Origin of the sequence: Bradyrhizobium sp. B097, assembly GCF_038957035.1 — a bacterium.
GTDB lineage: Bacteria > Pseudomonadota > Alphaproteobacteria > Rhizobiales > Xanthobacteraceae > Bradyrhizobium.
The window spans coordinates 5,858,423-5,880,783 of record NZ_CP152412.1; the positions used below are offsets into that span (position 1 = coordinate 5,858,423).

Genomic DNA, 22,361 nt, shown 5'->3' on the forward strand with positions numbered 1-22,361 from the left:
GCATGCGCCAGATCACAATCGGCAGCATGCGGATCGATCGGCTGGTCGAAATCCCCTCGCTCGCCTTCAACAAGACATGGCTGTTCGCCAACGTCACGGACGAGGTGATCGCCGCGAACCGGAGCTGGCTTGATCACCGCTATATCGAGCCGGAGACCGGCCGCTTCATCCTGAGCCACCACTCCTATCTGGTGCGCACGCCGCGCTGGACCGCTGTTGTCGACACCTGCTGCGGCAATCACAAGCCACGTCCGCGCGTGCCGGCCTGGAACAATCTCGACCAGCCCTATCTGGAAAACTTGGCCGCGCTCGGTGTGCGGCCCGAACAGGTCGACTTCGTGATGTGCACGCATCTGCATGTCGACCATGTCGGCTGGAACACGCGGCTGATCAACGGGCGCTGGGTGCCGACCTTTCCGAAGGCGCGCTATCTGATGGGACGCGCCGAGTTCCGGCACTGGGAGGCCGCGCACCGGGCGAACCCGCGGACGCCGGTCAATCACGGCTCGTTCGAGGATTCGGTGCTGCCGGTCGTCGCGGCCGGACAGGCCGAATTCGTCGAGACCGATCACCTGCTGTTCGACGACCGCGACGCGGGCCTGCGCTGTGCACCGGCGCCGGGCCACACCGCCGGCAACATGCAGATCCATCTCAATGGCGGCGGCGATCATGCCGTGATGTCGGGCGACGTGATCCATCATCCGATCCAGTGCGCGGAGCCGTGGCTGTCGAATGCCGCCGATGTCGATCCCGCTGCGGCGCTCGCCACCCGCGTGACGCTGCTGGAGGAGTTGGCGGATACGCCGAGCTATCTGCTGACCGGGCACTTCCCCGCCCCGACCGCAGGCCGCGTGGTCAGACATGGCGAGGCCTTCAGGTTCAGGTTCGAGGATTGAGCGTCTGAGACAATCGGATCGGGAGGGCGCCGCGAAACGAGCCGCGGCCCGTCTCCTGCGTGCCGTCGCCACAGAGGCCGAGATCGAAGTCAGATAGCGGGGTTCTGCCATGCGGTTCCGCGCTTGAATCGGCTGCTGCGGGCGGGCATAAGGGCTGCCATCTCCCCTAAAAAATGGCCATAGCCCAAGGATTTACCATGCCCGCCTATCGCTCCCGCACAACCACCCACGGCCGCAACATGGCGGGTGCACGCGGCCTGTGGCGCGCCACCGGCATGAAGAACGAGGATTTCGGCAAGCCGATTATCGCGGTGGTCAATTCCTTCACCCAGTTCGTACCCGGCCACGTCCATCTGCAGAATCTCGGCCAGCTCGTCGCGCGCGAGATCGAGAAGGCCGGCGGCGTCGCCAAGGAATTCAACACCATTGCGGTCGATGACGGCATCGCGATGGGCCATGACGGCATGCTCTACAGCCTGCCCTCGCGCGAGCTGATCGCCGACAGCGTCGAATACATGGTCAACGCGCATTGCGCCGACGCGATGGTCTGCATCTCCAACTGCGACAAGATCACCCCCGGCATGCTGATGGCGACGCTGCGCCTCAACATCCCGACGGTGTTCGTCTCGGGCGGCCCGATGGAATCCGGCAAGATCCTGCTCAAGGGCAAGAAGCGCGCGGTCGACCTGATCGATGCGATGGTCGCCGCCGCCGACTCCAACGTGTCGGACGAAGAGGTCGAGGTGATCGAGCGTTCGGCCTGCCCAACCTGCGGCTCCTGCTCCGGCATGTTCACCGCGAACTCGATGAACTGCCTGACCGAGGCGCTCGGCCTCGCGCTGCCCGGCAACGGCTCGGTGCTGGCGACGCATGCGGACCGCAAGAGCCTGTTCGTCGAGGCCGGCCATCTGATCGTCGATCTCGCCCGCCGCTACTATGAGCAGGACGACGCCAAGGTGCTGCCGCGCAATATCGCGAACTTCAAATCGTTCGAGAATGCGATGACGCTCGACATCGCGATGGGCGGCTCGACCAATACCGTGCTGCATCTGCTCGCCGCCGCGCGTGAAGGCGAAGTGCCGTTCACGATGGCCGACATCGACCGACTGTCGCGCAAGGTGCCGGTGCTGTGCAAGGTGGCGCCGTCGGTGCCGGACGTCCACATGGAGGACGTGCATCATGCCGGCGGTATCATGGCGATCCTGGGCGAGCTCGATCGCGCCAGGCTGCTCACGACCGACGGACCGATGGTGCATGCTGAGACGCTCACCGACGCATTGAACCGCTGGGACGTCGTGCGCACCACCAGCGACAAGGTTCGCAACTTCTACTGCGCCGCGCCGGGCAACGTGCCGACCCAGGAGGCCTTCAGCCAGGACCGTCGTTTCGATGAGGTCGATCTCGACCGCGAAAGCGGCGTCATCCGCAACGCCGAGCACGCCTATTCCAAGGACGGCGGCCTCGCCGTGCTGTTCGGCAACCTCGCCGAAGACGGCTGCATCGTGAAAACCGCCGGTGTCGACCAGAGCATTCTGAAGTTCTCCGGCCCGGCCCGGATCTTCGAGAGCCAGGACGCCTCGGTCGACGCCATCCTGACCAACAAGGTGAAAGCCGGCGACGTCGTGCTGATCCGCTATGAGGGTCCGCGCGGCGGCCCGGGCATGCAGGAGATGCTCTACCCGACCAGCTATCTGAAGTCGAAGGGCCTCGGAAAGGCCTGCGCGCTGATCACCGACGGCCGCTTCTCCGGCGGATCGTCGGGCCTGTCCATCGGCCACGTCTCGCCGGAAGCCGCCGAGGGCGGCCTGATCGGTCTCGTCGAGGAAGGCGACATCATCGAGTTCGACATCCCGAACCGCAAGGTCAACCTTAGGGTCGACGATGCCGAGCTCAAGCGCCGCCGCGCGGCGATGGAGGCCAGGGGCAATGCGGCCTGGAAGCCGGCCGCACCGCGCAAGCGCGCCGTCTCGACCGCGCTGAAAGCCTATGCGGCGTTCGCAAGCAGCGCGGCGAAGGGTGCCGTGCGCATCCTGCCGGAGTAATGAACGACGAGGTTGCCGTGCTTGGCTCCAGTCTCGCGGCAGATTAGCTGCACCTCTCCCGCTTGCGGGGGAGGTCGACGCGCGTAGCGCGGTGGGTGGGGGCTCTCTCCGCAATGTGACTCGTGGAGAGAGCCCCCACCCCAGCCCTCCCCCGCAAGCGGGAGAGGGAGCGCAGAGCAGATCCGGCTGCTACTCGACCTCGCATCAGGTCACTTGCAGGTCGGCCGCTTCGATCCGAATGCGGTCGGCGTGCAGTGACCAGTCGCAGAGCGCCTGTTCCTGACAGAATTTAAGCTTGGCCATCTCGGTGGCCTGGCCTTCGCTCGAGGCGTCGACCTCAAGTTCGCCCTGGCAAACCTCGCGCTGGCGGCCGTTGCCGCCGAGCACGTCCTTCATGAACTGAACGACGAAGCGTGACATTGAACCCTCCCTGCTGCGCCGGCAGAGCCCGGGGGTACCACGTTAGCACTAACGCGAAATGGCGTTGAGTTAATTCGGCGCGGGTGCGCCGCCGCAAGGTGGAAAACTACGCGCCGGCCTGCGGCAGGCTGGCGGCAGCGATCGCGACGATCTGCGCAAGACGGCGGCCGATCCTGGCGGGCGCGTTGCGGAGCAATGACTGGACCTGTCGCATGACACTTCTTCCTTCCGTGCCCGGAATGGTCGGGGACATCAGGAAGATGGCGATTTCGGGCTAAGCCGTCGATATCTCAGGGGAAATAACAACGGACGCGTTGTAAGGTGGTGCTTTGGCAGTGGGTTTATTGCCTCGATCGAGGCTACGACGAAGGAGATTTTCTCCGGTGTTTTTGCGCGAGCAACAGCACTCACACGACCGGCCATTTGCGCGAGGGACGCGCCGCCGGCGCAATCCCCTCCGCCCTTGCGGTCTCTCTCCCGCAAGGCCGGGCGCTTGCACGATTTCTGAATATTGGAAATGTACCCCTGAGTTGCCCGACGCGTCAAGTTGCCTGGTCGAACCGCCGGCAGCCGCCAGCTTTCTTTGCATGGGGTTGTTTTCGATATTTTGGCCGCGCGCAGCCGCAGCCCCCACAAGGCGGAGGCCTGACCAGCGTGCTCACCTCACCTGGCTGACTTCACCGTTGACAGCAATGATCGTCGATCTACCCCGGCATAAACCCGAACGCCTTCTCGAACCTTCTCGCGTACACCGGCCAGACCTCGGGATTGATAATGCGCGGCGGACGCTTGCCGTCGAGCGCATCGAGGATCTGCTCGGCTGCAATGCGGCCCATGTTGATGCGTGCCTCACGGGTGACGCCGGCGATGTGCGGGCTCGCCAGCACGTTGTCGAACTGCAGCAGCGGATGATCCGGCGGCGGCGGTTCCTTGGACCAGACGTCGAGGCCGGCGCCGGCGATGCGCTTTTCGCGCAGTGCATCCTCCAGTGCCTTCTCGTCGTGGATGAAGCCGCGCGCGGTGGTGACGAAATAGGCATGCGGCTGCATCAGCGCGAATTCGCGCGCGCCGATCATGCCTCGGCTCTTGCTGTCCAGCGGACAGGAGATCGAGACGAAGTCCGCGCGGTGCAGGAGATCGTCGAGCTCGACCTTCTCCCCGCCCCGCTTCGCCATCTCCTCGGCCGTCAGATACGGATCGTAGGCGATCACCTTCATGTGCAGCAGGCCCTTGCACAGCTCGGCGATGCGGCGGCCGACATTGCCGAGACCGACGATGCCGACGGTCTTCTCGTTCAGCTCGTTGCCGATCAGATCGTTGCGGTTGACGTTGGCCTCGCGCCGCAGCCTGCGGTCGGACTGAATGATGCGCTTCGACAGCGTCAGCATCATGCCGAGCGCGTGCTCGGCGACCGAGTTGGCGTTGCCGCCGGACTGGTTGACCACCAGTACGCCGGCCTTCGTGCAGGCATCGACGTCGACGGGATCGAAGCCGGCGCCGTTCGAGGACACGATCAACAGGTTCGGCGCGCGCTCCAGCAGCTCGGCATGGGCATGGAAATGCGGCGCCAGCTCATCGCGGGCGGCGCCGATCTGATAGGCATGCGCATCGGCGAGAACCGGCGCGAACGTCGCCTCCGGCGTCTCGTTCTCGAGACGGTCGAGCCGCACATCCGGCCGCTTCTTCAGGATGTCGACGTAGATCTCGTGGGCGAGGTATTTGACGTAGAACACGCGCTTGTTGTTGACGGTCATGTCTTCGGGCAGCTTTCAGTTTGGGAAGCCATAGAGTCGTGCGGGATTGTCGACGAGGATGCGGTGGCGGGTCGCGGCGTCCGGCGTCCATTCCTGGAACAGCGTCAGCAGGTGGCCGGCGTCAGGCATCTCGCCCTCGACGCGCGGATGCGGCCAGTCGCCGCCCCACACCAGCTGTTCGGAGTTGGCTGATATCAGCGCCTCGTGGAACGGCCGCGCATCCGGATAATCCGGCGCGCGCTGGCTTAGGCGATGCGCGCCCGACAGCTTGACCCAGCACCAGCCCTCGCCGACCGCGCGCAGCAGGCTCTGGAAACCCGCGGTGTTGATGCCGGCGGCCGCATCGGTGCGGCCCATGTGGTCGACCACGACCGGCAGGCCCAGTGCCTTCAGCGTCGGGACCGTGTCAGGCAAGTCCTTGACGTCGATCCAGAGCTGCAGATGCCAGCCGAGTTCGGCCATCACGCCCGCGTGCGTCTCGGCGACATCGAGGGGAATGCCACCGCGATAGTGCAACTGCCCGCCGCGGAAGAAATGGTTGAAGCGCAAGCCGCGCACGCCGAGCACATGCCACTGCCGCAGCGTGCCCGCCGCCACATCGGCATCGGCCACCGCAACGCCGCGCAGCCGCGCCGGCTCGCGCTGCAGCGCGTCCAGCATCGCCGAATTGTCGTGGCCATGCGCGCTGCCCTGCACCAGCACGCCGCGGCTGAACCCCAGCGCATCGAGCATGCCGAGATAGCTCGCGAGCGGCGCGTCGGGCGGTGTGTAGCTGCGACCGGCGGCATAGGGGAAGCGATCCGCCGGGCCGAACACATGCGCATGGGTATCGCAGGCCTTTGGCGGCAGCTTCTCTCTCGGCGGCGTCACCGGACGCGGCGGCAGGCAGGCGGGAATCCCGGACGCAGCCATCTTCCTACTCCGCCTTCATGCCGGCGGCCGTGATGATCGGCCCCCATTTGTCGTAGTCGGCCTTGATCTTGGCGGCGAACTTGTCCGGCGTCGAGCCGATCGAGATCGCGCCGAGCTTGCCGAGACGCTCCTTCACGGCATCCGTATTCACCGCCGTGACGAAATCATGCGAGATCTTCGCGACGAGATCAGCGGGCATGTTGCCGGGTCCGAGCAGCCCCCACCACACCTCGGTGTCATAGCCCGGCACCGTTTCCGATATGCTGGGTACATCTGGCAGGAACGGCGCGCGCGAGCCCGTGGTCACCGCCAGCGCGCGGACCGTGCCGGCCTGCAACTGTCCGGCCGACTCCGGGCCGTTGTTGAACGACATCGGAATTTGCCCGCCGAGCAGATCGTTGATCGCGGGCGCGCCGCCCTTGTAGGGGATGGCGTTGAGATCGATCTTGGCAAGGCTGTTGAGCAGCTCGCCGGCCAGATGGGTCGAGGTGCCGTTGCCGGCATGGGCGAACGACAGGCTGCCGGGCTTCGCCTTCGCGGCCGCGATGACGTCACTGACCGCCTTGAATGGCGAGTCCGCGCGCACCAGCAGCACGTTCGGCGACGACGCGAGCAGCGAGATCGGCGAAAAATCCTTGAACGTGTCGTAGGGCAGTTTTGGATAGAGGAACGGATTGGTGGCGTGGCCGCTCGCGACCATGATCAGATTGTAGCCATCGGGCGCGGAGCTTGCGATCGCCTGCGAGGCGATCACCCCGCCGGCGCCGGGCCGGTTCTCCACCACGATCGACTGCGTCCAGGTTTTCGACACGGCTTCGGCGAGCGTCCGCGTCAGCACGTCGACGCCGCCACCCGGCGAATATGGGACGAGAATATGAACGGCCTTTGCCGGGTATGGCTGCGCGGACGCAAGGCCGGCCACGACCGTGGCCGCTGCCGCAATGGCGGTCCGCCAGACCCATCCGGCCATCGACGCCTCCCGTCCTTTGATCGTTCCGTCCCTTGATCGTTACCGCCTGTATCGCACGCCGGTTCGGCATTACGATGGCCCAATTCCGCAGATCGCGTTGCGGCCGCGACATGTTGACAATCACATGGTCAGCGTCAAGTTTCATGGCGCAAGCGATCATCAGCGTCGCGCGAGAGGGAGAACAGGATGGCGGCCGCGGAACAAGCCTCGTCCAAGGATAAAGCCAAGGATAAGTCCCAGGATGCGGCGACCACCTGGCACGGCATCGTGCTGCAGACGCTGAAGCGGAACGAGATCAAGCTGGTGCCCTATGTGCCCGACCGGGTGCTGACCACGCTGATCAAGGACCTGCACGCCGATCCGTATTTCACGACGTTTCCGACCGCGCGCGAGGAGGAGGCCGTCGGCATCGTCTCAGGTGCCTGGATGGCGGGCACGCGCGGCGCCGTACTGATGCAGACCTCGGGCTTTGCCACGCTCGCCAACGTGCTGGCCTCGCTCGCGGTGCCCTACCAGATCCCGCTGATCATGTTCGTCTCCGAGCGCGGCACGCTCGGCGAGTTCAACTACGGCCAGGCGCTGGTCTGCCGCACCATGCGCCCGGTGCTGGATTCGCTGGCGATGGAACACCACACCATCACCCGGCTCGACGAGCTCGAATTCATCGCCGACCGCTCGATCAAGCAGGCCGTCACCACCCAGGCGCCGGTGGCGCTGATCCTCTCGCCGCTATTGACCGGCGGCAAGACCTTCGACAAGTGAGATCAGCCATGACCAACGCACCAGCGCGCAACACCAAGGTGATGAACCGGTTCGATCTCACCCAGCGCCTCGTCGCCGGGCTGAAGGACGAGGCCGTGATCGGCGGCATCGGCAACACCAATTTTGATCTTTGGGCCGCCGGCCATCGGCCGCAGAATTTCTACATGCTGGGCAGCATGGGGCTGGCGTTCCCGATCGCGCTCGGCGTTGCGCTGGCGCAGCCCAAGCGGCGCGTGTTCGCGCTCGAAGGCGACGGCTCGCTGCTGATGCAGCTCGGCTGCCTCTCCACGATCGCGACGCTGGCCCCGAAGAACCTCACTATGGTGGTGATGGACAACGGCATCTACCAGATCACGGGCAGCCAGCCGACGCCGGCGGCGGGGCATACCGACCTCGTCGCGATCGCAATCGCCAGCGGCATCGCGAACAGCTCCTGGGCCGCCGACGAGGACGATTTCGAGCGGCTGATCGAGCAGTCGAAACAGGCCTCCGGCCCGACCCTGATCGGCGTCCGCATCGACGACAAGCCCGGCACCGGCACCACCCGCCGCGACCCCGTGCAGATCCGCGAGCGGTTCATGCACGGGATGGGAGTCAGGCAGCTCCTGTAGGGCTGGTGCAGCAAAGCCGCAGCGCAACCGCGTGACTGTTCGCTAAAGTATAGTTGCACTCGCGCTATAGTTGCGCTTTGCTCGCCGTAAAAGCTGGGGCTTTTAATGATCAGGTTATTTGATGCGGCGCTTGCCGTGGCGGTTTTTTGCGGCACCACAGGAGCAGCATTGATTACATCCGAACGCAACGCTCAGCGTCGACTATCGATGTTCGCTGACGGCGATTACGGCTGGCATCATGGGTGAACTCGTCGAAGGAGATGACGGCCTCCAAGTAGAGGAGGTCGGGCGATGGGCGAAGGACAAAATCGCTTCTCTATGTCGCTACATCGAGATTTCGCGCGCAGTGCGTAAGAAGTGGTTAGGACCAGGAAAAGGTGGCGCGGCCTACGTCGAGCTTTTTTGTGGCCCCGGAAGATCCAGGGTAAGGCGAACGAACGAATACATCGATGGTAGTTGCGTGGCCGCGTGGAAGGCGAGCCTCGCCTCCAAAGCGCCATTCAGCACTGTTTATGTTGGCGACGCGGATGAGTACCGAAGATCACTCGCCATCGAGCGCTTGAAAAGGGCTGGGCACCCGTCGTGGAATTAAGCGGGACTGCCGTCCAGGCTGCTCACGAAGCTCGTTCTTTGCTCGGCGCGAGTGGACTCAACTTTGTATTCGTTGATCCCTACAATCTGGGCGCCTTCGAGTTCGAAGTAATGAGGGCATTCGCCGGCCTTCGATATATCGATATGCTTGTCAACGCCATCCCGCGATCCGTCGCGAGGTGTTCGAATATTGGCGTCGAAAAGTCGCCGAACTCGGAATTTCTACTTCGGCAGATATGCAACTAATTACGGGAGAAGGTGGTCAGCACCTGTACTGGTTAACTCTCGTCGCCAAGCATGATCTAGCGCACAAATTCTGGAAGACCGCCTCTAACAACTCAGGACAGCGTAACCTCCTCTAGGACCGGCATTTCATCGTAGGTCGTGCCATTCAACTCTCGCCCCGCTGCCTTCTTATTTTTCCCGCCCCATTGCTTGAAGAAGAAGGCGGTGCCGTGCCTGCGACAGGCGGCTTCGACCTCGTCGACCCATGCTCGTTTCATCGGACGTGCACCGGGCCCACTCTCGCCGCCGACGATCGCCCAATGAATGCCACTAAGATCGGCAACCGCAACCGAGCCTATCAACGGCTCAAATGAGATGAACCTCACTGCTGCACGTACGCGGCGCAGATCAACAATGCGATCGAGATAGTCGGCGCTTTCAACGCTGGTGCCGAGCCAAACATTGCGCAGGACTGGCAGCGCTGTTGTCACTTCGGCCATCCGGTCCGGCCGTTTGGTCAGGATTTGGTAGGTATGATGCGGCGTCTCCTGCATCGTCGACCAAACGTCAGCCACGAAGGTTGCGGGCACATCCGCGTGGAACAAGTCCGACATAGAGTTGACGAAGATTTGGCGCGGCTTCCGCCAAGCTCTCGGCGCTTCGAGAGACTTTCGGTCCAAGTATAGCTTGCCGGTCCACTTTGCCCGGCCGCCGGTCTTTCGAGTGAGACCACGGTACTTTTCAGCACCCATAGCGTCGAGGCGAGCGGCCATTCGCATCGCGTAGCAGTTGGTACATCCTGGCGAAAGGATCGTGCATCCGGCGACCGGGTTCCAAGTCGCATCAGTCCACTCGATTGTGGTCTCGGCCATGCGCTTCTCCTATGTGAAAAATATCCTGACATGGGCCGGTAAATCAACTCTAAATGTTCTATATCTGTTCTAAATAATCATGTCTATCTATATGATTTTACTTACATCAGCATTGAACGAGAAACCGTCCTCAATTCATCCGCAACTCCGTGATGTGCCGCGGATCCGGCGCGAGTTCGCCGCGCTCGACGCGCTTGACGATATCGGTCAGCGCGGCGTTGGCATTGCAGGCGAGGCCGAGCTTTTCGCCCTCGCGCACCACAAAGCCATTGAGGAATTCGATCTCGGTGCGGCGGCCCTTCTGCATGTCCTGGCCCATCGAGGGGCGCTGCGCCGATGACGTGCGCTTACTATCCTTGAAGCGCTGCTCGTCGCAGGCGCGGGTCGCGGCCTCGTCGCCCTCGCCCGCCCGCGCGATGGTCTCCGGCGGCAGATGCAGGATCTCTTCCAGCTGATAGCCGTGCGCCTGGCCGACGCGGATCGCCTCGCTGCCGAGCCGCGTCGAGAAGCGGCGCAGCGGTTCGCTTTGCAGCACCTCGCCGCCCGCTAGGCCCGTGCAGGCCGAGAGCCCGTTGCCCATCACGTTGGCGACGAGTTTCGACCAGCGCTCGCCCCAGAGATTGCCGGTCACCTTGGCGCTGTCGGAGGTGCCGACCAGGCGGCAAACCTCCTCCGCCCGCGCGGTGATGCGGCCATGCACCTCGCCGGCGCGGAACACGGTATGCGCCGCGCCGCCTTTGCCGGCGCCGCGGTGGATATGGCCGGGCTCGGGCAGATTGACGGTGATGCTGCTCGCGATGCAGCCGAGCGTCTTACCCCAGCCGACGATGCCGGCGATCGTCTCCTCGTTCATGCAGTTCTGCAGCGACACGACGTAGCCGTCGGCCGCCAGATATTGCCGGATCAGCATGGTCGCCCAGGCGGTGTCGTAGGACTTCATGCAGACGAAGGCGATGTCGACCGGCTTCTCCTTCGCCAGCTGCTGCGCGTCGGTGACATCAAGCGCACGCACCGGCACCCAGAACTCGGCGACATCCATCGCGTGCGTGACGCGCAATCCGTGCTTGCGCATCTGCTCGACATGCTCGGGCCAGGGATCGATGAAGGTGACGTCCTCACCCGCCTGCACCATATGCGCACCGGCATAGCCGCCGACCGCACCCGCGCCGACGATCGCGATCTTCCGACCCATGTTTCCACCCTGCCCTTGATTGAGGCGGCCGCTGGCTGCGTCCGCTTGTTGCGGACCAGTCTAGGGGATCGGGCCGGCAGGCCAACCGCTCGCTTCATGAAAAAAGCGGGCCTGTGCCATGCCGGTATTCATGGGACCACGAAAATCCCCGCGGGCGACAAGCCCGCGAGGATGTCCGCAGTCAGAAATTGAGATCAGTCGATGATCTTGACGATCCGGCGCGTGCGCGGCTCCACGATCACGCGCCGATCATTGACGATCGCGTAGCGGTATTCGGTGTAGCGCGGCACCGGACGCAGCACGACGGTGTCGGGCAGCGGCTCGCCGACCACGACGCGTTCGCGCACCACGACCGAGGGTTCGTCGCGCGGGATCGACGTGATCACCGCATTCGGAATCTCGAGGCCGGCGCCGACCGCGGCACCAACGGTGCCGCCGACGATCTCACCAACCGGGCCTGCGATCTCGCCACCGGTCCGCGCACCGTTCGCGGCGCCCGCCGCAGTCGTGGACTGTGCGAACGCCGAACCAGACGCGAGCAGCGACGCAGCGGCAACAAGGGAAACGGCAAAACGCTTGTTCATGATTCTCCTCCTCCGAGTTATGAGACGCCCCTTCAACATCGCAGGGAACGAGACGTTCCAGTTCCAACGCCGGCAACTCGTGCGCAAACTCCAGTTCCGCAGCAACTCGCCTTAGTTCCAGCACAAATGAAAATGCTGCTCCGGATATTGTCCAAAGCAGCATTCATCGTTGGTTCAGATTCACAGATGGTTCAGAGCAGGAGCGCGCTGCGCGCCGTTCATTCCGGCGGTTTTTGATCGGCTCGTCGTCTTGGCGTTCGCCGTCTTGGCGGCGGTGCGGCCGCCTGCTTGATGCGGATTCGCGTCGTCCCGCCCTTGGGCTGTTCGATCTCGAACGCATTTGTCCTGCGCACCAGTTCGCTCAGGGTGCGGAAGCCGTAAGTCCTTTGATCGAAATCCGACGCCAGATTGGCAAGCTGCCGTCCGACCTCGCCAAGCGTCACCCAACCGTCCTCGCTGGCCATCTGGCCGATCACCTTCTTGAGGATGGGCGTGGCGGCGTCGGGCGGCTGCAGCGGCTGGGCGCGCACCGCGGCGTCCTGATTGCTCGTCACGCCGCCGCGCAAATTCTCGGTGTAGACGAACCTGCGGCAGGCCTGCCGAAAACTCTCCGGCGTCTTCTGCTCGCCGAACCCGAACACGTCGATGCCGTGCTCGCGGATGCGGGCGGCAAGGCGGGTGAAATCGCTGTCCGACGACACCAGGCAGAAGCCATCGAACCGGCCGCTATGCAGCAGGTCCATCGCGTCGATCACCAGCGTGATGTCGGAGGCATTCTTGCCCGTCGTATAGGCGAATTGCTGCTGCGGGATGATGGCGTGCTTGGACAGAATGTCGGCCCAGCCCTTGGACCTCGGATTGGAGAAGTCGCCATAGATGCGGCGCACGCTGGCCTCGCCGATCTTGGCGATCTCCTCGAACAGCCCATCGGCGATCCTTGCAGATGCATTGTCGGCGTCGATCAGGACCGCCAGACGGGGCGAACGGAGTTCGGAAGGCATGGCTTCTCTCTGCTGGGATACGATGGATCAAGATGCGCGGACAGTTCCGGAACCGGCGCAGCCGTCGCATCGGAGCACATCGCGCGTCCCAAGCATAGGGTCGGTGGCATCGCCGGGACTTTCGCGGCGAAAGCACCCTCGGGCGGTGTGGTCAGAGCACCTCGCCTATATCGATCGCGCGCCTAGCGAACTCGATGGCCTTCTCCGCGGTGATCGCATCCGCTGTCGTCGTCGCCTCGTCCCGCACCGACGGCGGAGACGCGATCCGGATCTTCTTGCCGTTCGACCGGCGGATCGTCGCGCGCCAGCGATCGACATCGCGCCGGTAGGCATCGATGACAAAATCCCGATAGGTGACGCCGCTCATGAGCGGCTGAAGGGACGCCGCTTCGAGACCGGCCGGCTGGCTTGCGACATCGCGCACCATCTCGACAATCATCTCGACGGCATGCTCACGCGCGGCACCGGTCGCGTCCCTGAGCAGATAGCTCACCGCCGCGCCGATCTGCGCCCGTGCGCGATCGTCGCTCGCGAAATCCAAATCGACCTGAACTGACATGATGGGAAAACGCCTCCTCCGGACCCGATATCGGATACCTCCAGGCATCCGGTACGTCGCAACCAAAGAGCTTTAGTCGGCCCCCCATTAAAGCCGGATTATCGGACAGGCCCCGATTTCTCGGATGCCGTTAACCGGGCTTTGATGCCGCTTCGGAAGATGTCCGAAGCGGCATCGAACCTCGATCGGATCACAGCAGACCGGCGCCGCACGCCGATTTGTCCCCGACCCTGTCCGGCGCGAAGGCCGGCTCGCTCCCGCCAATTCGCGCGTGATCACCAATTGACATATCACTGCTATCCGTGTGACATTTTATGGAACGGGCCGACAAGAGCCCGGCAACGTCCATCTGGGGAGGACAGCAATGACCATTTCCGACGTCACCGCCGCGGCCGGAAGCCGAGCTCCGGCCGCCGTCGCGCGCACCGCGCAAGCGCAGCAGGTCGCCGACATCGCGGCACGACTCGAACGCCTGCCGCTGACCTCCTATCAGCGATGGATCTTCGGCATCATCGCAACCGCGTGGTTCTTCGACAGCATGGACCTGGCCGCGCTGACCTTCGTGCTCGGCTCGATCCGCCAGACCTTCGGCCTGTCGACAGCGGAGACCGGGCTGCTGTCCAGCATGAGCTTCCTCGGCATGTTCGTCGGCGCCGCGTCCGCCGGCCTGCTGGCCGACCGTTTCGGCCGTGCCCGCGTCTTCCAGGTCAGCATGATCTTCTGGGGCTTGGGCAGCCTGTGCTGCGGTCTCTCGACGACCGCGACCGCGCTTGGCGCATCCCGCCTGCTGCTCGGCTTCGGCATGGGCATGGAGTTTCCGGTCGCGCAGTCGATGGTCTCGGAGATCATGCCGGCCCGCAACCGCGGCCGCTACATCGCGTTCCTCGAAGGGTTCTGGCCGCTCGGCTTCATCGCGTCGGGCCTGTTGACCTACTTCGTGCTGCAGGCCGCCGACTGGCGCTGGGTCTTCATCCTGCAGGCGATCCCGGCCGTCTTCGTGCTCGTGGTGCGACGCTACGTTCCGGAATCGCCGCGCTGGCTCGCTTCCCACGGCCATTCCGAGCGGGCCGAAGCGACCGTGCGCGACATCGAGAGCAGGGTCCGCGATCGTCTCGGCAGCAAGGAGCTGCCGCCGGTGGTGCGCCAGGCCGCCGCACCCGCGTCCGAAGTGACCGGCCTGAGGACGCTGTTTTCGGGCATCTACGCCAAGCGGACCACGATGTTGTGGACCTTGTGGTTCTTCGCCCTGCTTGGCTTCTACGGTCTCACCACATGGCTCGGCGCGCTGCTGCAGGCCAAGGGATTCCCGATCACCAAATCGGTGTTCTACACCATCCTGATCTCGCTCGCGGGCATCCCCGGCTTCCTGGTCTCGGCATGGCTCGTCGAATCCTGGGGCCGCAAGGCGACGCTGGTGATGAACCTGCTCTGCGGCGCGATCGCCTGCCACTTCTACGGCTCGGCGGCGGACCAGACCCAGCTTATCATCGCCGGCCTCTGCATGCAGTTCTTCCTGTTCGGCATGTGGTCGGCGCTCTACGCCTATACGCCTGAGCTGTACCCGACCCATGTCCGCGCCACCGGAACCGGTTTTGCCTCCGCGGTCGGCCGAATCGGTTCGCTGATCGGCCCCTATGTGATCGGCGTGATCCTGCCCGCGGCGGGGCAGAGCGGCGTGTTCGCGCTGGGCGCCGGCGCGTTCGTGGTGGCGGTGCTGTTGCTCGGCGAGGAAACCCGCGGCCGCACGCTGGAGAGCATTTCGCACTGATGATGCGCCGCTGTTCGCTGCACGCGGCCGGATTCGGTGCAGCGCCCGTCGAGTGGCCTTGTCACTGCCGGCGGGGCGTGTGAGATATCTGCTGTACAGCAGCACGCAAGATCCCGATGGCCGATTCGAACAAGCGATCCAGCACGCTGCGCGCCCGCGCAGCAGGAAACCGCCGGCCGGCACGGCCATCGTCCGCCGCCGCCGGCAAGCCGCGCGCTGCCGCGCAGGCCCGTCTCCCGCAAGGCGACGTCACCCTCACCGATCGCGCCTATGCGGAGCTGGAAGAGCTGATCGTGACGCTGCAACTGCCGCCCGGCACCGCGCTGTCCGAGCTCGTGCTCGCCAAGCGGCTCGATATCGGCCGGACCCCGATCCGCGAGGCGTTGCAGCGGCTGTCGCGCGACGGCCTCGTCAACATCCTGGCCCGTCGCGGCGTGCTGGTGTCCGAGATCGACCTGCGGGCCCAGCTTCGCCTGCTCGAGGTGCGGCGCGAGCTCGAACGGCTGATGGCGCGCGGCGCCGCCGAACGCGCCACCAGCGAGCAGCGCGCGCAATTCACCGAGATCGCTGCCGGCATGCGGCGCGCGGCGGAAAAATCCGACGATCTGCTGTTCATGCGGCTGGACCACCAGTTCAACACACTGATCTCGGCGGCGTCGCGCAACGAGTTCGCCTCCCGCGCCATGGGCCTGATGCACGGCCTGTCGCGCCGATTCTGGTACCAGCATTACAAGGAAGCGGCCGACCTGCCGCTCGCGGCGCGGCTGCATGCCGACGTCGCCGAAGCCGTCGCCGAGCGCCGTGTCGACGCCGCCGGCGCGGCGTCCGACAGCCTGATCGACTACATCGAAAGCTTTGCGCGTTCGACGCTGTGAGCGTCTGAGATCATGATGCGATTACATGAAATCGCATCATGATCTCATCTCTTTGTTTGAGCATGATCTCTTCGGAAAACCGGATTCCACTTTTCCGGATCATGCTCTAGAACTCCACGATCGTGCGGATCGAGCGGCCGCGCCGCAACGCCTCGAAGCCGTCATTGATGCCGTCGAGGCTGCAGCGGCCGGTGATCAGCTCGTCGAGCTTGAGCCGGCCGTCGAGGTAGGCCTGCGCCAGCAAGGGGAAGTCGCGCCGTGGCCGCGCGCCGCCGTAGCTCGAGCGACGAAATCGCTTCTCCCCCATCAACGCGCCCCAGCGGAAACTCACGTCTTGCGTGACGTCGATCTTGCCGAGCCAGATCACCTCGCCGCCCGGCCGCACCGCCTCCGCGGTCTGCCGAAACGCCAGTGGATGGCCCGCCGCTTCGAGGATGACGTCGGCGCCCCGCCCGCGCGTCGCCTCCTTGGCGAACTGGACCGGATCCTCGCGCGCCGCGTTGACCGCGTGCGTCGCGCCGAGTTGCCGCGCCAGCGCAAGCTTTGCATCGTCGAGGTCGACCGCGATAACAGCACCGGCGCCGGCGAGCCGGGCGCCCTGCACTGCAGCCAGCCCGACCGCGCCGCAGCCGGTGACCATCACGGTATCGCCATAGCCGATGTCGGCTATGTTCAGCGCGGCGCCGACGCCGGTCATGACGCCGCAGCCGATCAGGCACGCGCGATCGAACGGGATGTCCTTGGGCACGACGATCGCCTGCTGCGCCGGGAGCACGACATATTCCGAGAACGCGCCGAGGAACATCAGATGCGACAGGCTGCCGCCACCCGCGAGCTGCGCCTTCGACGCGCCGTCGAAATGCATGCCTTCCGCGCCCCTGGCGAGATAGCTCTCGCACAGGATCGGCTGCGCGCGGTCGCAGTAAAAGCAGTGCCCGCAATGCGGATTCCAGGACAGGATCACGTGATCGCCGGCGTGCACGTCATGCACCGCGCTGCCAACCTCCTCGACCACGCCGGCCGCCTCGTGCCCGAGGATCATCGGCAAGGGATAGCGCAGCGACCCGTCGATCACCTCCAGATCGGTGTGGCAGAGCCCCGCGGCACGCACTTTCACCACGACGTCGGTCGGCGCAGGTGCTGCAAGCGAAACGCGCTCGATGGAGAGCGGCGTTCCGCTTTGATGCAGCACGGCCGCGCGACAGGTCAGGGTCATCTCAAAGAATTCTCCGGCGGAGAAATCCGCGTGGGGTCAGGCCGTTTGTCCGGACCGCAGCGCCGCGACCGCCTCATCGAGATCGGCCGAGGAGAGTTCCCATTCATTGCCGAAATTGGCGACGATGCGCCGCATGAAGCTCTCGTGCAGCGCCTTCGCCGCGGTCGCGTCGTGCAGATGATCATAGAGCAGCGCGAAGGCCAGCTGGGCCGGCTCGGGCCCCTCATAGCTCCATTCAAAGCCGTGTTCGGTGAGCCGAAGCTGGTCGTAATGCGGTGACAGCGGCTCGCCGTCGACCAGCACGGAAATGCCGTCGATGGTACGGTCCCCGGCATAGCTCGCCATCGGAGTCTCCCTATGCTGCAGCATCATATCAGGATCCCGGTGGACGCATCTTGAGGTCCTTCTTGACGACCTCGGGGAAGATCCACATCGCGACCGTGGCGAATACGCCAAGGAAGGCGACCGCGTAGCTCGGTCCCTGCTGTCCGAGATAGACCATGAAAAAGTATCCGCAGGCCGCCGTGGCGAGGCACGCCAGCGACAGCATGAGCTTGATGTGGCTCGGCATCGAGACCTCCCTCTAGGTCCACATGTGGAACGATGGTGCGGCCACGCCGACGAGCAGCGCCAGCGCCGCAATCATGGCGCAACATGACAGCCGCAATCCCGCACGTCCGTCGCGCCACCATTCCGGCAGCGCCTGAAACAGCCCCGGCAGGAACAGGAACAGCACACCGCCCACCACAACGACGGTGGTCCAGCGCAGCTCGACCAGGGCGAATGCCAGCGTGCCGACGAGCAACATCGCCCATAATGCGGTCGTCATCGTCACCGGCAGAACGGCGCGTCCGCGCAGCGGATACATGCCGGCCAGCTGCAGGAAGCCGATGCAGCACACGCTCCACAGCAGGCCGAACCAGGCGAGGCCGGCGAGATTGGGTTCAAGCTGCGGCATGCGGCACCGATTGCTCTTTCACCACCACCCGCGGCGTCCGCGCCGTCCGTCGCATGTCGGTCTTCACGTAGCGCATGCTGTAGCCGTTGAAGATGTGGCCAAGCAGGCCGCGGTTGAGGTCGGAAGTGCCGAATACATAGTCCATCACCGGGAAGGTCAGGTTCATGTTCCGCTCCATCATGATCGACTGGTTGTGATGGGCGGTATGATGCCGGCGGATGGTGTTGACGAACGGCATGTTGCGCACGAAGGCATTTTCCTCGACGTGGCAGCAGAAGTGCATGAATTCGTAGATCAGGTACATCGACGTGGTCGTGGTGATCAGCAGCCAGCCGGTATTGGCCGAGATCACCAGACCGGCGACGATCGCCGGCGGGATCGACATCAGGGTGAACACCACCAGCGCATAGGGCGGGAAGAAGGTGACGCGCCAGTCGTGATGATCGGCAAAGCGCATCTCCTCCTCGGTGAAGAACTGATGGTGCATCAGCGTGTGGCGGCTGTAGATCGCGCGCAGCAGCGGCACGTTCGAGGGCCTGTGCATGACGAAGCGATGCACCGCCCATTCGAAGAAGTTCGCAATCAGGAACACCGCCGGAATGGTGAGATATTCCCACCACTTCAAATCGTGCACATTGGCCAAATAGACGTACAGCGCCGTGAAACCGATCGTGTAGATCAGCACGACGTGCAGCCAGCCATTGTACCAGCCCACCACGCGCTCGCGGTAGGTCGCGCGATATTTGCGCTGGCGGTCGGTCATCCCTGTTGCAGCCAACTCCATCGCGGCGTCCTCCATCATTCTTATCTGACATATCAGTAGCACATCAGATGCGAAAGGCAAGCTGCCTTGGCGGACAAGACGCGGTCGAGAAAAAAGGATGGTGCGCGGAACCGGCGCAAGACGGAGCAGGAAATCGGGAGCTAATTTCGAACGCTCGGGCTGATGCCGCCCTGCCCGTCCACCGCGGCGGCAAGGCTCAAACGGGGGCGACCTCATGAAAAAGCCGCCCCGGACGATGTCCGAGGCGGCTTCTGGTCTTCGACAGATCAGACGATCAGAGCAGTCCCGCGCCGCGGGCCCACTTGTACTTGGCGCCGAGCACCTCGACTGGCAGCTCGGTCGAATAGGCGTAGGCCGGAATGCCGTTCTGGTAGAGATATTCGGCGGCTTCCTCGACCTCGACGTCGCCGGCGAGCGAGGCGACGATCGGCTTCACGAAGCCCTTGGCCTCCATCTCCTTCTTCACCTCGACCATGTTGCGCGCGAACACCATCGGCGGCGTCACGATGGTGTGCCAGTAGCCGAGGATCAGCGCGTGGATGCGCTCATCGGAGAGACCGAGCTTCACCGTGTTGACGTAGGTGATCGGCGGCTCGCCGCCGGTGATATCCACAGGATTTCCAGCCGCGCCGAACGGCGGGATGAACTTGCGGAACGCCGCATCGAGATCCGGCGGCATCTGCATCAGCGACAGGCCGTTGTCGACGACGGAGTCGGAGAGCAGCACGCCGGAGCCGCCGGCGCCGGTGATGATCAGGACATTCTCGCCCTTCGGCGTCGGCAGCACCGGCACGCCGCGGGCGAACTCGAGCAACTGCCGCAGGCTGCGAGCGCGGATCACGCCGGACTGCTTGAACACGTCCTCATAGATCTTGTCGTTGCCGGCAAGCGCGCCGGTGTGCGACGAGGCCGCCTTCGCACCCGCAGAGGTGCGGCCGGCCTTCAGCACGACCACCGGCTTCTTCTTGGAGACGCGCTTGGCGGCCTCCGCGAAGGCCCGGCCGTCCTTCAGGTCCTCGCAATGCTGCGCGATCAAATTGGTGTTGGGATCCTGCTCGAAGAAGGCGAGCAGATCGTCCTCGTCGATGTCGGACTTGTTGCCGAGGCCGACGATCGCCGACACGCCCATCTTGGCCGAGCGCGAGAAGCCGATGATCGCCATGCCGATGCCGCCGGACTGCGACGACAGCGCCGCGTGGCCCTTGACGTCATAGGCGGTGCAGAACGTGGCGCAGAGATTGGCCGGGGTATAGTAGAAGCCGTAGATGTTCGGCCCCATCAGGCGGATGTTGTACTTCTTGCCGACCTCGACGATCTCGGCCTGCAATTCGGGCGCGCCGGCTTCGGCAAAGCCCGAGGGAATCAGCACCGCACCGGGGATTTTCTTCTCGCCGCACTCGACGAGCGCGCCGGCGACGAATTTCGCCGGGATTGCGAACACCGCCGTGTCGATCACGCCGGGCACGTCCTTGACGCTCTTGTAGGCCTTGTAGCCGAGGATCTCCTCGGCCTTCGGGTGGATCGGATAGATCTCGCCCTTGTAGCCGCCGTTGATGAGGTTCTTCATCACGGAGTTGCCGATCTTGCCGTCCTCGGCGGAGGCGCCGATCACCGCGACGCCCTTCGGCTGCATGATGCGGCTCATCGCCGCGACGATCTCTTCGGTCGGGCGCGGCGCCGGACGCGGCTTGTAGTCGAAGTCGACGACGATGCGGACGTCGGCGGCGATCGCGTTCTTGCTGGTGGCGAACACCGGATTGAGGTCGAGTTCGACGATCTCGGGGAAATCGCTGACCAGCTGCGACACCTTGACGATGATTTCGGCGAGCGCTTCGCGGTTGACGGGGTCGCCGCCGCGCACGCCCTTCAGCATCTCATGGGCCTGGATGCCGTCGAGCATCGACAGCGCATCGTCCTTGGTCGCAGGCGCGAGGCGGAAGGTGATGTCCTTGAGGATTTCGACCAGCACGCCGCCGAGGCCGAAGGCGACCAGCTTGCCGAACGAGCCGTCGGTGATCGAGCCGACGATCACCTCGGTGCCGCCGCCCAGCATCTGCTGGACCTGGATGCCCTCGATCTTGGCATCGGCCTTATATTTCTTGGCGTTGGCCAGAATCGTCTCGTAGCTCTTCTCGGCGTCCGCGGCGCTCTTGACGCCGACCACGACGCCGCCGGCCTCGGTCTTGTGGAGGATGTCGGGCGAGACGATCTTCATCACCACCGGGAAGCCCATGTCGGAGGCGATCCGGGCGGCCTCGGCGGCCGACTTGGCAACGCCCTCCTTCGGCACCGGAATGCCGTAGGCGTCGCAGACCACTTTGCCTTCGGGCGCGGTGAGGCTCGTACGCTTGTCGGCCCTGACCGCATCGAGAATTTTGCGGACCGCATCCTTCGAATTTGACATTGGCTTCCTCCTGGGACAGATTTCGTGGCATTTGGTATGCCAAAAACGTAATTGTCAAGGTCGGTCGATGCCCAAAAATATCGAAAAATATGGGTAGCTTGACATTCTGGTATTTGGCATGCCAAAAATCTAAGGTACTTTCTTCTGCTAAGAAGACGTCTCCAAGAGGAGGAGACGAGTCGTGCCAGAACCGAAACAGACCAAGGCGTCGCCCACCATGGCTGACACAGATATCGCCATCGTCCGGATCGCGCCGGAGACGAGCTTCAAGAACAAGGCCTATGAGGCCTTGAAAGAAGCGATCCTGAAGATGGACATCTACGCGACGCCGGAGCCGGTGATGCTCGACGAGCGCGCATTGTCCGAGCGCCTCGGCGTCAGCCGCACGCCGATCCGCGAAGCGATCGCGATGCTCGAGCAGGACGGATTCGTGAAGACCGTGCCGCGCCGCGGCATCGTCGTGGTCCGCCGCACCAAGGCGGAGATCGTCGACATGATCCGCGCCTGGGCGGCGCTGGAAAGCATGGCGGCGCGCCTGATCACGACAACAGCGCGCAAGAAGGACATCACGGCGCTGCGCGACTTCTTCAAGGACTTCAGCGACGATCGCCTGCCGCAGGATCACGTCGAGGAATATTCCAAGGCCAACATCGCCTTCCACCAGGCGCTGATCTCGCTGTCGGAATCGCCTGTGCTGGTCGACCTCACCAATGACCTGCTGCTGCATGTGCGCGGCTATCGCCAGCTCACCATCGGCCGCAAGGATCGCACCGCGACCTCGCTGCCCGAGCATCTCGGGATCATCGAGGCACTGGAAGCGCGCGACACCGAGCTGGCCGAAAAGCGCGCCCGCGACCACACGCTCGGCCTTGCCGCCTATGTCGAGGCGCACGGCCAAGAATTATTCACGTAGAGAACCGTTCACGTAAGTTTGAGAGTCCACACCCGCTTCAGACGACGATCAG

24 protein-coding genes are annotated in these 22,361 nt (G+C 64.2%); 9 read left to right on the plus strand and 15 right to left on the minus strand.

Going from position 1 to position 22,361, the window contains the following annotated elements; translation table 11 throughout:
• Window positions 1-2 precede the first annotated feature (2 nt).
• Both AAFG07_RS27415 and ilvD read left to right on the plus strand, forming a co-directional pair.
• Entirely contained in the window at window positions 3-896 is an 894-nt protein-coding gene (locus tag AAFG07_RS27415; protein WP_342722936.1) for an MBL fold metallo-hydrolase, read from the plus strand.
• A gap of 197 nt (window positions 897-1,093) precedes the next feature.
• Window positions 1,094-2,938: a dihydroxy-acid dehydratase gene (gene ilvD / locus AAFG07_RS27420; protein WP_342722937.1), complete on the plus strand. Its 1,845-nt coding sequence runs from the start codon at window positions 1,094-1,096 to the stop codon at window positions 2,936-2,938.
• A gap of 204 nt (window positions 2,939-3,142) precedes the next feature.
• Here the strand turns inward: ilvD and AAFG07_RS27425 are convergent, their stop codons facing one another.
• The 4 genes from AAFG07_RS27425 to AAFG07_RS27440 all read right to left on the minus strand — a co-directional run bounded on the left by AAFG07_RS27425 (window position 3,143) and on the right by AAFG07_RS27440 (window position 6,994).
• Window positions 3,143-3,358, minus strand: a complete 216-nt coding sequence (locus AAFG07_RS27425; protein ID WP_176532398.1) for a hypothetical protein — start codon at window positions 3,356-3,358, stop codon at window positions 3,143-3,145.
• A 704-nt stretch (window positions 3,359-4,062) separates the two neighbouring features.
• Window positions 4,063-5,112 carry a hydroxyacid dehydrogenase gene (locus AAFG07_RS27430; protein WP_342722938.1) on the minus strand — a complete coding sequence of 350 codons (1,050 nt, stop codon included), beginning with the start codon at window positions 5,110-5,112 and terminating at the stop codon, window positions 4,063-4,065.
• Window positions 5,113-5,127: 15 nt separating this feature from the next.
• Window positions 5,128-6,024, minus strand: a complete 897-nt coding sequence (locus AAFG07_RS27435; RefSeq protein WP_342722939.1) for an amidohydrolase family protein — start codon at window positions 6,022-6,024, stop codon at window positions 5,128-5,130.
• A 4-nt stretch (window positions 6,025-6,028) separates the two neighbouring features.
• Complete coding sequence (locus AAFG07_RS27440) at window positions 6,029-6,994, minus strand: tripartite tricarboxylate transporter substrate binding protein (protein WP_342722940.1); 966 nt, start codon at window positions 6,992-6,994, stop codon at window positions 6,029-6,031.
• 186 nt (window positions 6,995-7,180) lie between these two features.
• On the opposite strand from AAFG07_RS27440, the gene AAFG07_RS27445 reads away from it, so the two are divergent.
• From AAFG07_RS27445 to tcmP, 4 genes are all read left to right on the plus strand, one after another.
• Entirely contained in the window at window positions 7,181-7,756 is a 576-nt protein-coding gene (locus AAFG07_RS27445; RefSeq protein WP_026192548.1) for a thiamine pyrophosphate-binding protein, read from the plus strand.
• Window positions 7,757-7,764: 8 nt separating this feature from the next.
• Window positions 7,765-8,367: a thiamine pyrophosphate-dependent enzyme gene (locus tag AAFG07_RS27450; RefSeq protein WP_342722941.1), complete on the plus strand. Its 603-nt coding sequence runs from the start codon at window positions 7,765-7,767 to the stop codon at window positions 8,365-8,367.
• A gap of 105 nt (window positions 8,368-8,472) precedes the next feature.
• Window positions 8,473-8,613: a hypothetical protein gene (locus AAFG07_RS27455; protein WP_342729441.1), complete on the plus strand. Its 141-nt coding sequence runs from the start codon at window positions 8,473-8,475 to the stop codon at window positions 8,611-8,613.
• Window positions 8,606-8,959 carry a three-Cys-motif partner protein TcmP gene (tcmP, locus tag AAFG07_RS27460; RefSeq protein WP_342722942.1) on the plus strand — a complete coding sequence of 118 codons (354 nt, stop codon included), beginning with the start codon at window positions 8,606-8,608 and terminating at the stop codon, window positions 8,957-8,959. The genes AAFG07_RS27455 and tcmP overlap by 8 nt, the downstream gene beginning before the upstream one ends.
• A gap of 337 nt (window positions 8,960-9,296) precedes the next feature.
• Here the strand turns inward: tcmP and AAFG07_RS27465 are convergent, their stop codons facing one another.
• The 5 genes from AAFG07_RS27465 to AAFG07_RS27485 all read right to left on the minus strand — a co-directional run bounded on the left by AAFG07_RS27465 (window position 9,297) and on the right by AAFG07_RS27485 (window position 13,391).
• A complete protein-coding gene (locus tag AAFG07_RS27465) occupies window positions 9,297-10,055 on the minus strand; it encodes a DUF5131 family protein (protein WP_342722943.1) in 759 nt (252 codons plus the stop codon).
• 130 nt (window positions 10,056-10,185) lie between these two features.
• Window positions 10,186-11,247 carry a 2-dehydropantoate 2-reductase gene (locus AAFG07_RS27470; protein WP_342722944.1) on the minus strand — a complete coding sequence of 354 codons (1,062 nt, stop codon included), beginning with the start codon at window positions 11,245-11,247 and terminating at the stop codon, window positions 10,186-10,188.
• Window positions 11,248-11,441: 194 nt separating this feature from the next.
• Window positions 11,442-11,831, minus strand: a complete 390-nt coding sequence (locus AAFG07_RS27475; protein ID WP_092125289.1) for a DUF1236 domain-containing protein — start codon at window positions 11,829-11,831, stop codon at window positions 11,442-11,444.
• Window positions 11,832-12,049: 218 nt separating this feature from the next.
• Window positions 12,050-12,832 (minus strand): NYN domain-containing protein, encoded by a 783-nt coding sequence (locus tag AAFG07_RS27480; protein WP_229165261.1) that lies wholly within the window; start codon window positions 12,830-12,832, stop codon window positions 12,050-12,052.
• 151 nt (window positions 12,833-12,983) lie between these two features.
• A complete protein-coding gene (locus tag AAFG07_RS27485) occupies window positions 12,984-13,391 on the minus strand; it encodes a hypothetical protein (RefSeq protein WP_342722945.1) in 408 nt (135 codons plus the stop codon).
• 364 nt (window positions 13,392-13,755) lie between these two features.
• On the opposite strand from AAFG07_RS27485, the gene AAFG07_RS27490 reads away from it, so the two are divergent.
• Both AAFG07_RS27490 and AAFG07_RS27495 read left to right on the plus strand, forming a co-directional pair.
• The gene (locus AAFG07_RS27490) at window positions 13,756-15,159 is read left to right on the plus strand and encodes an MFS transporter (protein ID WP_342722946.1); all 1,404 of its coding nucleotides are present in this window, start codon (window positions 13,756-13,758) and stop codon (window positions 15,157-15,159) included.
• Window positions 15,160-15,275: 116 nt separating this feature from the next.
• Entirely contained in the window at window positions 15,276-16,034 is a 759-nt protein-coding gene (locus AAFG07_RS27495) for a GntR family transcriptional regulator (RefSeq protein WP_342722947.1), read from the plus strand.
• A gap of 106 nt (window positions 16,035-16,140) precedes the next feature.
• Here AAFG07_RS27495 and AAFG07_RS27500 read toward each other — a convergent pair whose 3' ends face one another.
• From AAFG07_RS27500 to AAFG07_RS27525, 6 genes are all read right to left on the minus strand, one after another.
• Window positions 16,141-17,250, minus strand: a complete 1,110-nt coding sequence (locus AAFG07_RS27500; protein ID WP_342722948.1) for a Zn-dependent alcohol dehydrogenase — start codon at window positions 17,248-17,250, stop codon at window positions 16,141-16,143.
• Window positions 17,251-17,286: 36 nt separating this feature from the next.
• Window positions 17,287-17,595: a DUF6166 domain-containing protein gene (locus AAFG07_RS27505; RefSeq protein ID WP_342710614.1), complete on the minus strand. Its 309-nt coding sequence runs from the start codon at window positions 17,593-17,595 to the stop codon at window positions 17,287-17,289.
• A gap of 28 nt (window positions 17,596-17,623) precedes the next feature.
• Entirely contained in the window at window positions 17,624-17,821 is a 198-nt protein-coding gene (locus AAFG07_RS27510; protein WP_024579640.1) for a hypothetical protein, read from the minus strand.
• Window positions 17,822-17,833: 12 nt separating this feature from the next.
• The gene (locus AAFG07_RS27515) at window positions 17,834-18,208 is read right to left on the minus strand and encodes a hypothetical protein (RefSeq protein WP_342722950.1); all 375 of its coding nucleotides are present in this window, start codon (window positions 18,206-18,208) and stop codon (window positions 17,834-17,836) included.
• The gene (locus AAFG07_RS27520; protein ID WP_342729258.1) at window positions 18,195-18,992 is read right to left on the minus strand and encodes a sterol desaturase family protein; all 798 of its coding nucleotides are present in this window, start codon (window positions 18,990-18,992) and stop codon (window positions 18,195-18,197) included. The genes AAFG07_RS27515 and AAFG07_RS27520 overlap by 14 nt, the downstream gene beginning before the upstream one ends.
• Window positions 18,993-19,266: 274 nt before the next feature.
• The gene (locus tag AAFG07_RS27525; RefSeq protein WP_342722951.1) at window positions 19,267-21,396 is read right to left on the minus strand and encodes an acetate--CoA ligase family protein; all 2,130 of its coding nucleotides are present in this window, start codon (window positions 21,394-21,396) and stop codon (window positions 19,267-19,269) included.
• Between the two features lie 217 nt (window positions 21,397-21,613).
• On the opposite strand from AAFG07_RS27525, the gene AAFG07_RS27530 reads away from it, so the two are divergent.
• The gene (locus tag AAFG07_RS27530; protein WP_097670734.1) at window positions 21,614-22,309 is read left to right on the plus strand and encodes a GntR family transcriptional regulator; all 696 of its coding nucleotides are present in this window, start codon (window positions 21,614-21,616) and stop codon (window positions 22,307-22,309) included.
• The last annotated feature ends 52 nt before the right edge of the window (window positions 22,310-22,361 follow it).

Coding starts and splice junctions, on each gene's coding strand:
- AAFG07_RS27500 (WP_342722948.1), bottom strand. CDS start 17,250: ATGACCCTGACCTGTCGCGCGGCCGTGCTGCATCAAAGCGGAACGCCG.
- AAFG07_RS27440 (WP_342722940.1), bottom strand. CDS start 6,994: ATGGCCGGATGGGTCTGGCGGACCGCCATTGCGGCAGCGGCCACGGTC.
- ilvD (WP_342722937.1), top strand. CDS start 1,094: ATGCCCGCCTATCGCTCCCGCACAACCACCCACGGCCGCAACATGGCG.
- AAFG07_RS27480 (WP_229165261.1), bottom strand. CDS start 12,832: ATGCCTTCCGAACTCCGTTCGCCCCGTCTGGCGGTCCTGATCGACGCC.
- AAFG07_RS27485 (WP_342722945.1), bottom strand. CDS start 13,391: ATGTCAGTTCAGGTCGATTTGGATTTCGCGAGCGACGATCGCGCACGG.
- AAFG07_RS27475 (WP_092125289.1), bottom strand. CDS start 11,831: ATGAACAAGCGTTTTGCCGTTTCCCTTGTTGCCGCTGCGTCGCTGCTC.
- AAFG07_RS27430 (WP_342722938.1), bottom strand. CDS start 5,112: ATGACCGTCAACAACAAGCGCGTGTTCTACGTCAAATACCTCGCCCAC.
- AAFG07_RS27470 (WP_342722944.1), bottom strand. CDS start 11,247: ATGGGTCGGAAGATCGCGATCGTCGGCGCGGGTGCGGTCGGCGGCTAT.
- tcmP (WP_342722942.1), top strand. CDS start 8,606: ATGGGTGAACTCGTCGAAGGAGATGACGGCCTCCAAGTAGAGGAGGTC.
- AAFG07_RS27495 (WP_342722947.1), top strand. CDS start 15,276: ATGGCCGATTCGAACAAGCGATCCAGCACGCTGCGCGCCCGCGCAGCA.
- AAFG07_RS27425 (WP_176532398.1), bottom strand. CDS start 3,358: ATGTCACGCTTCGTCGTTCAGTTCATGAAGGACGTGCTCGGCGGCAAC.
- AAFG07_RS27510 (WP_024579640.1), bottom strand. CDS start 17,821: ATGCCGAGCCACATCAAGCTCATGCTGTCGCTGGCGTGCCTCGCCACG.
- AAFG07_RS27490 (WP_342722946.1), top strand. CDS start 13,756: ATGACCATTTCCGACGTCACCGCCGCGGCCGGAAGCCGAGCTCCGGCC.
- AAFG07_RS27445 (WP_026192548.1), top strand. CDS start 7,181: ATGGCGGCCGCGGAACAAGCCTCGTCCAAGGATAAAGCCAAGGATAAG.
- AAFG07_RS27530 (WP_097670734.1), top strand. CDS start 21,614: ATGGCTGACACAGATATCGCCATCGTCCGGATCGCGCCGGAGACGAGC.
- AAFG07_RS27435 (WP_342722939.1), bottom strand. CDS start 6,024: ATGGCTGCGTCCGGGATTCCCGCCTGCCTGCCGCCGCGTCCGGTGACG.
- AAFG07_RS27515 (WP_342722950.1), bottom strand. CDS start 18,208: ATGCCGCAGCTTGAACCCAATCTCGCCGGCCTCGCCTGGTTCGGCCTG.
- AAFG07_RS27505 (WP_342710614.1), bottom strand. CDS start 17,595: ATGGCGAGCTATGCCGGGGACCGTACCATCGACGGCATTTCCGTGCTG.
- AAFG07_RS27450 (WP_342722941.1), top strand. CDS start 7,765: ATGACCAACGCACCAGCGCGCAACACCAAGGTGATGAACCGGTTCGAT.
- AAFG07_RS27415 (WP_342722936.1), top strand. CDS start 3: ATGCGCCAGATCACAATCGGCAGCATGCGGATCGATCGGCTGGTCGAA.
- AAFG07_RS27455 (WP_342729441.1), top strand. CDS start 8,473: ATGATCAGGTTATTTGATGCGGCGCTTGCCGTGGCGGTTTTTTGCGGC.
- AAFG07_RS27525 (WP_342722951.1), bottom strand. CDS start 21,396: ATGTCAAATTCGAAGGATGCGGTCCGCAAAATTCTCGATGCGGTCAGG.
- AAFG07_RS27520 (WP_342729258.1), bottom strand. CDS start 18,992: ATGGAGTTGGCTGCAACAGGGATGACCGACCGCCAGCGCAAATATCGC.
- AAFG07_RS27465 (WP_342722943.1), bottom strand. CDS start 10,055: ATGGCCGAGACCACAATCGAGTGGACTGATGCGACTTGGAACCCGGTC.